Raw genomic sequence first — 10,114 nt, forward strand, 5'->3', positions numbered from 1 at the left:
AAGCCTTGGAAGCTTTTCGGACAGCGATGTCTTTCCGTTTCTTTGAGTGGCTGACCGAGAATCGGGATGTTTTTGCCGCTTACAAAGCCAGTTTAGGCTTTGTTTGGGCTTGAAATTTGTTTAAGTCCCATTAGCACCGTTGCCAAAATCTCTGGAAAGTTGAGTTACTAATATGGTTAAAATTATCGGTCGTCAATACTTGGGAAGAAAACCCGTTTACGATATTGGTGTGGAGAAAGATCATAATTTTTTGCTGGGCAACGGGTTAATTGCCTCCAATTGTTTTAATAAATCTCACTCTACCGCTTATGCTTACGTCACCTATCAAACCGCTTATTTAAAAGCTAATTATCCTGTGGAATATATGACAGCGTTACTAACTGCTAGTAGCGATAATCAGGATAAGGTGGAAAAGTATCGAGAAAACTGTCAGAAAATGAATATCGATGTCGAACCTCCCGACATCAATCGATCGCAAAAACATTTTACCCCGATTGGACGCAAAATTCTCTTTGGTTTGTCCGCAGTTAGAAATCTGGGCGAAAATGCGATCGAGGCTATTTTAAAAGCCCGGGAAGCTGCGGGAGGAAAGTTTACTTCTTTAGGGGATTTTTGCGAGCGTGTTGATTTACGATTGGTCAACAAAAGAGCTTTAGAAACGCTAATTTATTGTGGTGCTTTTGATAAAATTCAACCCAATCGCCATCAATTAATTGAAGATTTAGAATTAGTAGTTGCTTGGGCGCAAAAACGCACCAAAGAGAAAGAAAGTGGTCAAATGAATATTTTTGATATGCTAGGAGGTAACACAGAAAATAAACAAGAATCCGAGTTTGAACAGTCTCCCAGTGCAACCGCAGTAGAAGATTTTTCCCTACAGGAAAAGTTAAAACTGGAAAAAGAACATTTGGGTTTTTATGTTTCCGAACATCCTTTAAAAGCTTTACAAAGAGCCGCTCAAGTCCTATCTCCTATCAATTTAGCTGACTTAGAAGAACACAAAACCAGAAAAAAAGTTAGTGCAATTGTCTTATTAAATGCCGTCAAGAAAATTATGACCAAAAAAGGTACTCCGATGGCATTTTTAACCCTAGAAGATGCCTCGGGACAATCGGAAGCGGTGGTTTTTTCCGATACCTACGAACGTCTGCAAAAATTATTAGTGGAGGAAGCAACTTTAATGGTGTGGGGAAAAGTTGATCGCCGAGATGATCGGGTACAATTAATTATCGAAGATGCGGAACCGATCGAAACCATTAAAATGGTGATGGTTAATTTATCGCTGCAAGATCTCGTCAACCAAAATCGTCAAAATCTTCTCAAAAGTATTCTGCAATCGGGAGACAAACAAAAGGCAAAAGTTCCCGTTATTGCCACCATTGGTGCGGGAACTCAGCGTCAATTTGTGCGTTTAGGAAAAAACTATTGGGTAGAGGATGACAATTCGGTGCTAGAGTCTCTGAAACTTGCGGGTTTTCTGGCTAATTCTGCACCTTTGATTAATCATTAAATGCTAACTGGCAATCACCCAAGAGCCATGGCTGCGCCAATATTGTTCCTGTAAAACCTTCTCGATTTCCTGTTTCGATAATAATTCTCTTTCGACCCACAAATCAAGACAAATATGGATTTTGATCACCTCTTTGACACTATTGCCACTCTTGTCCTCCATCATTCTCCTAGTGGGATGGAAACGGAAATCGATCGCTTTTTACTAGAACGCTTTCAAGAGTTAGGATTAGAAACATGGCAAGATCAAGCGGGAAATGTCATCGGCAAAATTAGAGGACGAGATTCGACCAAAAAAATTGCTATTACTGGTCATAAAGACGAAATTGGTGCTATTATCAAAGCAATTAATCCCGATGGTACTCTGCAAATTCGCCAACTCGGGGGAGCTTTTCCTTGGATTTACGGGGAGGGAGTGGTGGATATTATCGGTGATAGGGAAACCAGATCGGGAATTCTCTCCTTTGGTTCCCGTCATATTTCCCATCAATCCCCGCAAAAAGTGCAGCAGGAAAATACTCCCGTCACCTGGGAATCCGCATGGATAGAGACGAAATTGACTCCAGAAGAATTAGACGGTTGCGGGGTGCGCGTCGGTAGTCGAGTCGTGGTGGGAAAACACCGAAAACAACCCTTTCGACTAAAAGACTACATTGCCAGTTATACCCTTGATAATAAAGCTTCCGTGGCGATTCTTTTAGCATTAGCGGCCAGAGTAATTAACCCCGCGGTGGATATATATCTGGTTGCCTCAGCTAAGGAGGAGGTAGGAGCCTTAGGGGCCTTATTTTTTACCGCAAATAACCGCTTAGATGCTTTAATTGCCCTAGAAATCTGTCCCCTCGCTCCTGAATATCCGATTAAGGATGGCAGCAATCCTGTTTTATTGTCTCAGGATGGTTACGGTATCTATGATGAGGAATTAAATCAAGAATTACGAATTGCGGCCGAAAAGGCGGGAATACCGCTGCAATTAGCCATTATTAGTGGTTTTGGTAGCGATGCCTCCATCGCCATGAAATTCGGTCATATAGCTAAGGCCGCTTGCTTAGGTTTTCCCACCCAAAACACCCACGGTTATGAAATCGCCCATTTAGGAGCCATAGCTAACTGCATTAGCATATTAAAAGCTTATTGTCAACTAATTTAGCTATTTTTAGCAAAAAACCAGAGCATCAATAGAACAATAGCGATCGCCAGTCCGCTAAAAACAGTATTTTTATGCTGCTCTAACTGCATGGGTGCGGGGGATTCTTCTTTTTTCTGTTTATTTGTCCCCTTTTTAAATTGCGGTGTACTATCGGGAAGTTTCTCTAAATCGGGAATCTTCGTCATCCACTCATCTGGGCGTTTGAGACGGGGAGCTTCGATAATATAAAGCAGACGCTTGGCCTGTTCGCGAATTTGATAGATAGGATGGGTAATAAGTTGCCTACAGATTTCACTAGCTTTCTCCCCCTCTCCTAACCCTTGATGGGCAGAAATTAACCAAATTTGAATCTCACCCCCTTCTCGGGAGCCTAAGGAAATTAAGGCTAAAGCCGCATTTAATTGCTGGACACTAAGACGATATTGTCCACGCTCAAAAGCACTGATTCCAGCTTGATAAAGGTCTTGAAAAGAAGGATTTTCGGCCACGGAGTCAAGATCGAGATAAATAAAATTTTACATAAGTATAGCAAGAGCTAAGAAGCAAAAGGAAACTTTGATCAGTATCAGATGTGAGTTTTCAGTTCACTGATGGTTCTTCGTTACTTGGTAGGGTTCGATCGGGTGGCATAAATAGACTACATCCTTATCTGGCAAGAGACTTAATTGATTAGTTCGTTCTAGATGGAAAACAATTGACAAAAATCGCCAAATGTTTTTCTCTATAAGGGTTTCATCTCTTATAACCCCGTCTATTGCCTAACACAAACAAAAAGAACCTCACTGATTACTGTTTACTGTTCACTGTTTACTGATCACTGAAAAGCTCCCCACCTCCGCCATTGAGAATGAGAATCTCGGCAAAAATCCGGTACACTTTCTGCTAAACCTGTTCAAGCTGCACGAAATGAAAGAGAGGAACTCTCTGTTACTAATTATATTAGCGATCGCCACTATACTAATTAGTCTAGTTTTAGGGATTGTATTTGACAAAAAAGCAGCCTTATTAGGAATTTTGGCAGTTCCTGCCATGGTCGCTTCTTTTATCCATCCCCGTCTGGGATTATTAGCCCTAATCATCTATCTTCCCCTCAGTAGTACCGTCACTTTTGCCGTGGTGAGAGTTTTTCAGGTATTGGGCAACCTAGTTCGCTACGATCAATCCCATCTTCTCTACAAAATCGCCAAGGATGCCTTTTATTTCCCCGCTTTAGCGGCAATTTTAATTAAAACCAAAACTTTTAAGCAATTACGCCCCCAAATCAAGCCTTTTATCATCACAACTTTGATTTTACTTGCCAGCAGCCTGATAACTTTTCTTTTTGTCAATCTGCCCCAAGGATCAATTGCTGTGGGAATTGTGGGATTAAAAATCCTCCTAAGTTATATTCCCCTAGTTCTCTGTGGCTACTATCTAATCGAGCAAAAACGGGATTTATTCGTGGTTAATCGGCTTTTAATCGTGATGATCTTAGTCTGTTGTGTTTTAGCTCTAATTCAATACTTCTTACTCGTCCAAGGTATCTGTCCTGATAATGAATTCCTCAATCAACTGGAAGTTCTTGTCCCGAAATCCGACACCGAATTTTATCCGAATATTACCGACAAAGCCAGCCTGAAAGCTCAATGTTTTGTCGGGGGTTCAGTCTTGTATAATCCCGATCGAGGCTTAATTCGTCTCCCCGGCACATTTTCTGATCCTTGGCAATGGGCTTGGTTTTTAGTATCTAGTAGCGTCATCAGTTACGCGGCCAGTTTTAGTGATCCGCAAAAAAGATGGCGCGTCGCTGGTTGGGTAGCAATGGTTTTAGTCTTCCTTGCGACTCTGGTTTCTGGACAAAGAATACCTTTCTTGCTAGTACCTTTGTTTTACTTGGTTCTTTTTATTGCTACTAGCAAACATAAACAAAAGTTACCATTAAAATTGGGAATCTTGGGGCTGATTTCCCTGCTCGCGGTGACGTTAAATCCCTTTATTCAGGAAAGAGGACTAAATTTTCTCGATCGCTGGCTCTATTCGTCTCCAATTGACTTTGTAGGCAATCAAATGCAGTGGATGTTCAATTATGTACAGCTTTTTGGTTTTGGTTTAGGCACAGCCAGCAGTGGCGCTCGTCATCTAGCGGGAGAAGAAGGGATAAGACTAATTGAAACCTACTACGCTAAACTCCTCTACGAAATCGGTATCGTCGGTTTTATCGCTTTTATGGCACTGGTGACAATTCTCTGTATTCTCACCTTTAAAGCCTATTTAAAGGTAAAAAATGCTGCTTTAAAGCATTGGGGTCTCTGTATCTGGATTTTCCTACTTTTTATTAGCTTTAACCCCTACTATTATCCTCTCTCCGTCGAGCCAGTTTCTGTTTACTATTGGTTATTCGCAGGACTATTGCTAAAACTGCCGGAAATCAGCGAGAAATTGGAAGATGAGGAGAGATTTCTCGAAAAAAATGAAGTGGAGAATTAAGAGTATTTTTATCGATAATTAAATTATCTCTCGACTGATAGGAGTTAACCGCAATGACAGCAGAAACCCTTGCCTATTCCCTCGAATCTGTCCTCAAGGAAATTAAAGATAGTATTAAAAGTGTTGATCGCAAGCTAGACACCTTCCAGAAAGATGTTGACCAAAAGCTAGACAATCTCGAAAAAGGTTTTGACCAAAAGCTAGACAATCTCGAAAAAGGTTTCGAGCAAAAGCTAGATAATCTCGAAAAAAGTTTTGACCAAAAGCTAGAAACCTTACAGAAAAATGTCGAGCAAAAGCTAGACAACCTACAGAAAAATGTCACCGATGTGAAGATAGGACTAGCAACTTTAACAGAGAAAGCCGATAGTATCGATAATCGACTGATCAAGGTGGAAGGAACCCAAAGTAACCAAATTTGGACATTAATAACTCTCTTGATCGCTTCCTTGATTGCTGTGGGGTTCCGTGCTTTTTTTATGGGCAACAATCCCTAGGCGATCGCTGTAGAGTAACGAGACTTTCTCGCTTGTCCCACCCGACAGGCTGCCCCCAGGAAAAACTTTTTCGGCAAGCCCCTGTTTTTTTATACACTTTATTTAAACAGTTTGAGTTATAAGATAACCGGCATGACTCAGCTCACACCGCGCCCTAGTGTCTTAATTGTCGATGATTTGCCCAATAATGTGCGGCTATTGTCGATTATGCTCACCGAGAAGGGATATCAGGTACGCAAAGCGATTAATGGACAGATGGCCCTGAATACAGTGCGATCGCTAATTCCCGATCTGATCCTCCTCGATATTAATATGCCCGATCTCAATGGTTATCAAGTTTGTGAACAGTTAAAAGCTGATGAAAAAACCAGAGAAATTCCCGTGATTTTTATCAGCGCTCTTGATGATGTCTTAGATAAAGTCAAAGCTTTTCAAGTGGGAGGTGTTGATTATATTTCTAAACCTTTTCAAGGGGAAGAAGTGATGGCCCGCATTGAAAATCAATTAACTATTTCTCGTCAAAAAAAACAACTCCAAAACGAAATTAAAGAACGTCAAAAAACTGAGGAAACTTTAGAAATTTATCTTCATGCCGTCTCTCACGATCTCCGCAATCCCGTGATCGGGATGTCAATGATCTTAAATAATTTAATTAAAAATTCTCAGGGAGAAACTAAAGAAGTATCCCGGAAGACTTTACAACAGATGGCCAACAGTTGCGAGCGACAATTAACTTTAATTGATTCTCTCGTCGAAACCCGACAAAATGATCTTTGGGGAGTTTCCCTAGAACTAAAGCCTTTATCTCTCTACGAAATCGGTCAACAGATCAGTCAGGAATGGGAGTTAAGATTAAGGGAAAATCAAGCAACTTTAATTAATAATTTTTCCCCCGATTTACCCTTAGTTAATGCCGATGCTCACCATCTCTGGCGAGTTTTTGAGAACTTATTAGCCAATGCCCTTAAACACAATCCCCAGGGGATAATTATCACTTTATCCGCTAGACTAGAGGGCAATTATCTCCGGTGTAGTATTGCCGATAATGGGGTGGGAATTAGCGAAACCCAGAGAAAAAAATTATTTGATCGCTATCAACGAGGCAACAATAATAATCAGATTAGTTTAGGACTAGGTTTATATCTATGTCGTCAAATTATCCATGCTCACGGAGGTGAAATTGGCATTATGAATAATGACGAAAAAGGTTCACAATTTTGGTTTACTTTGCCCTGCTAAGCTGTTGACTATCTACATTATACTAAATCTGTTGAGCATAGGCTACTTATGAGGACAGGCACTCATGCAAAAGGCAATAGGCAAAAGGGGGAATAAATAATCATTCTTTAATAACCGGATTTAGTATTGCTCGTTAAGACTGCATGGAAGTAGGGAGAAGGGAGCAGGGAGAGGCAGTTTGAGCATTTGTTTTTTCCTGTTACCGGGGAAAGAAACGGCTAAGATCTATTTAGATCAACTATCTTCACTTGCCATGGCCGCTAATGCCGACTATTCTGCCCATTCCAGCCTTAACTTGCAACAACCTTGGCATACCTATCCGGTGGAAACCACCCTATCTATCCTCGGTAGTTCGGCTGTTAATGGCCTCAATAGAGAGCAAATCGCCCAAAGAATTAAATATTATGGCAAAAATGAACTACAAGAACGTCCAGGGCGCAGTAATTGGCAAATTCTCCTGGATCAGTTCACCAATATTATGCTCCTCCTCTTAATTGCCGTGGCCATAATTTCCGGGGGACTAGATTTACTGGCATTACAGCGCGGTCATCTCGCTACAATTGGTGTTCCCTTCAAAGATACGATCGCTATTTTAACAATTGTCATCCTCAATGGTATCCTCGGCTATCTGCAAGAAAGTCGCGCCGAAAAAGCTCTGGCCGCTTTAAAAAAACTCTCCTCTCCCCAAGTTAATGTTATTCGCGAGGGCCAACGCAGAGAAATAGACGCGGTTAATCTCGTCCCCGGGGACATCATGCTGATTGAAGCGGGAACCCAAATCAGCGCCGACGGCCAAATTATCGAAGCTTTTAACCTGCAAATTCGCGAATCGGCCTTGACAGGAGAGGCAAATAGTGTTAATAAATCCGCCTCCATTGACCCCTTAGACAGGGATACTCCCCTTGGCGATCGCTTAAATTTTGTCTTTACTGGAACAGAGGTACTGCAAGGCCGGGCCAAGGTCATCGTTACCAATACGGGGATGACCACGGAATTAGGCAAAATCGCTCAAATGTTAGCAACAGTCGGCAATGAACCCACTCCTCTCCAAAAAAGAATGACTCACTTGGGTAATGTCCTTGTTGCTGGTTCTCTCATTCTAGTTGCCCTGACTATTACCATCGGCCTGATCAATGCCGGTTGGTCGGCCCTAGAGGAATTAGTGGAAGTTTCCCTTAGTATGGCAGTAGCCGTCGTTCCCGAAGGATTACCCGCAGTTATCACCCTGACTCTCGCCCTAGGTACTCAACGCATGGTCAAACGTCAGGCCTTGATTCGCAAACTGCCGGCAGTAGAAACCCTGGGTTCCGTTAATGTGATCTGTTCCGACAAAACTGGGACGCTAACGGAAAATAAAATGACCGTGCGGGAGATAGAGACAATTAATCGCAATTTTTCGGTGACTGGAGAAGGATATAGCCCAAAAGGACAATTTTTAGACTCCGAGCAACAGGCGATCGATCCCAAAACCGATCTAGAATTACATCATCTTTTAATTGCCAGTATCCTCTGCAACGATGCCAGTTTAGACCTCGATAACGGTCACGATAGCATTTTAGGCGATCCCACGGAAGGAGCCTTATTAGTTTTAGGGGCGAAAGCGGGCTTAAATTTATCCCTAACCAAGCAAGAGTTCCCTAGAATCGCTGAAATCCCCTTTTCTTCTCAAAGAAAGCGAATGTCGGTCATTTGTCAAGGAGTCAATCCCGTACTATTTACCAAAGGTTCCCCGGAATTAATCCTTGAACAATGTCTCTCCTATCAATCGGGATTAGAAAGTCTTCCTTTTGGGGATAGGGAAAAAGAAAAAGTCTTAGTCGCTAACAATGCTATGGCTAACAGGGGTTTACGAGTCTTAGGATTAGCCTACAAAAACCTGATTTATCCGTCAGAATCAACTGAAATCAGCGAAGATGAGCTAATTTGGTTAGGAATGGTCGGTATGATCGACGCAGCGCGACCGGAGGTACGAATCGCCGTGGCTAGGTGTCGAGAAGCGGGAATCCGTCCAATCATGATCACCGGCGATCATCAATTAACCGCTCTAGCGGTGGCTAAAAGTCTTGGTATTGCCCAAGCGGGAGCTTTAGTCATCTCAGGGCGAGAATTAGATAAATTATCACCAATTCAGCTAGAAAACATCATTGACAAAACTAACATCTATGCCCGTGTCTCCCCCGAACATAAATTAACCATTGTCCGCGCCTTGCAAAAAAAGGGTAAATTTGTCGCTATGACCGGAGATGGGGTGAATGATGCTCCGGCCCTGAAACAAGCAGATATCGGCATTGCCATGGGAATCTCCGGCACCGATGTCACCAAAGAGGCTAGTGATATGATTCTCCTCGATGATAATTTTGCCACCATCGTCGCTGCCACGGAAGAAGGGCGAGTGGTTTATAACAATATTCGCAGTTTTATTAAATATATTCTCGGCAGTAATATCGGGGAAGTGATTACTATCGCTGCTTCGCCTCTTTTGGGTTTAGCTACTCCTCTCACTCCCCTACAAATTCTCTGGATGAATTTAGTTACTGATGGTTTACCTGCTTTAGCTTTGGCAGTGGAACCCGCTTCTCCCAATATTATGCGTCGCCCTCCTTTTAGTCCCCAAGAAAGTATTTTTGCTCGCGGTTTGGGCAGTTATATCGTGAGAATTGGGATTATTTTTTCGATTATTAATATCACTCAAATGTTAATCGCTGTGCGCTTGGATCCACTTTTTGGTAATACTGGTTCATGGAAAACTATGGTTTTTACTACTCTCTGTTTAGCTCAGATGGGTCATGCCATTTCCGTGCGATCGAGCGATCATCTTACCATAGAAATGAATCCTTTGACTAATCCCTATCTTTGGGTAGCAGTAACCCTGACGACAATTTTTCAACTGATGTTAATCTATGTTCCTGCCCTGCGGGATTTTTTCGGTACTCAATTTTTAACTAAAGAAGAATTATTAATCTGTTTGGGATTTAGTACCTTATTATTCGTTTGGGTGGAGTTAGAAAAATTATTTACCCGTTGGTATCATCGGCGATAATCAGGGGGCTTTTTTCATTGTTCAGTAAACAGTGAATTGAAAACTCAAATCCCATAACTGATAAACCCCATCCACAGGGAAAACCGTAGTTTGGCTTTTTCAGCTACGATCCTTATATAGGGTTTGCGGCAAAAAGTACGGGCGAAGCATTCGGATAGAAAATCTACGGTTTCATCGATAGGTTATTGCCCGAATGCTTCGCCCCTACAGGAC

General features: G+C 42.1%; 8 protein-coding genes. 6 read left to right on the forward strand and 2 right to left on the reverse strand.

Translation table 11 applies throughout. The annotated features are described in order from the left end of the window. Positions 1 to 172: 172 nt before the first annotated feature. Positions 173 to 1,510 carry a helix-hairpin-helix domain-containing protein gene (locus IM477_RS10550; protein ID WP_287731657.1) on the forward strand — a complete coding sequence of 446 codons (1,338 nt, stop codon included), beginning with the start codon at positions 173 to 175 and terminating at the stop codon, positions 1,508 to 1,510. Between the two features lie 3 nt (positions 1,511 to 1,513). Here the strand turns inward: IM477_RS10550 and IM477_RS10555 are convergent, their stop codons facing one another. Further along, on the reverse strand, positions 1,514 to 1,639 hold the full coding sequence (locus IM477_RS10555) for a hypothetical protein (RefSeq protein ID WP_256378254.1): 126 nt from the start codon (positions 1,637 to 1,639) through the stop codon (positions 1,514 to 1,516). Between IM477_RS10555 and IM477_RS10560 the strand changes: the two genes are divergently transcribed. Further along, positions 1,625 to 2,659 (forward strand): M42 family metallopeptidase, encoded by a 1,035-nt coding sequence (locus IM477_RS10560; RefSeq protein ID WP_287731658.1) that lies wholly within the window; start codon positions 1,625 to 1,627, stop codon positions 2,657 to 2,659. The genes IM477_RS10555 and IM477_RS10560 overlap by 15 nt on opposite strands. Here IM477_RS10560 and IM477_RS10565 read toward each other — a convergent pair. Next, positions 2,656 to 3,147 carry a hypothetical protein gene (locus IM477_RS10565; protein ID WP_287731659.1) on the reverse strand — a complete coding sequence of 164 codons (492 nt, stop codon included), beginning with the start codon at positions 3,145 to 3,147 and terminating at the stop codon, positions 2,656 to 2,658. The two genes, IM477_RS10560 and IM477_RS10565, sit on opposite strands and share 4 nt — an antisense overlap. A gap of 418 nt (positions 3,148 to 3,565) precedes the next feature. Between IM477_RS10565 and IM477_RS10570 the strand changes: the two genes are divergently transcribed. The 4 genes from IM477_RS10570 to IM477_RS10585 all read left to right on the forward strand — a co-directional run bounded on the left by IM477_RS10570 (position 3,566) and on the right by IM477_RS10585 (position 9,901). Continuing rightward, positions 3,566 to 5,125, forward strand: coding sequence for a hypothetical protein (locus tag IM477_RS10570; protein WP_287731660.1), 1,560 nt, complete (start codon positions 3,566 to 3,568; stop codon positions 5,123 to 5,125). 53 nt (positions 5,126 to 5,178) lie between these two features. Next, positions 5,179 to 5,622 carry a hypothetical protein gene (locus IM477_RS10575; RefSeq protein ID WP_287731661.1) on the forward strand — a complete coding sequence of 148 codons (444 nt, stop codon included), beginning with the start codon at positions 5,179 to 5,181 and terminating at the stop codon, positions 5,620 to 5,622. 132 nt (positions 5,623 to 5,754) lie between these two features. Next, on the forward strand, positions 5,755 to 6,861 hold the full coding sequence (locus IM477_RS10580) for a hybrid sensor histidine kinase/response regulator (protein ID WP_287731662.1): 1,107 nt from the start codon (positions 5,755 to 5,757) through the stop codon (positions 6,859 to 6,861). A gap of 253 nt (positions 6,862 to 7,114) precedes the next feature. Continuing rightward, the gene (locus tag IM477_RS10585; RefSeq protein ID WP_287731663.1) at positions 7,115 to 9,901 is read left to right on the forward strand and encodes a cation-translocating P-type ATPase; all 2,787 of its coding nucleotides are present in this window, start codon (positions 7,115 to 7,117) and stop codon (positions 9,899 to 9,901) included. The last annotated feature ends 213 nt before the right edge of the window (positions 9,902 to 10,114 follow it).

It is taken from the genome of Microcystis sp. M090S1, from assembly GCF_020246295.1.
Classification (GTDB): Bacteria; Cyanobacteriota; Cyanobacteriia; order Cyanobacteriales; family Microcystaceae; genus Microcystis; species Microcystis aeruginosa.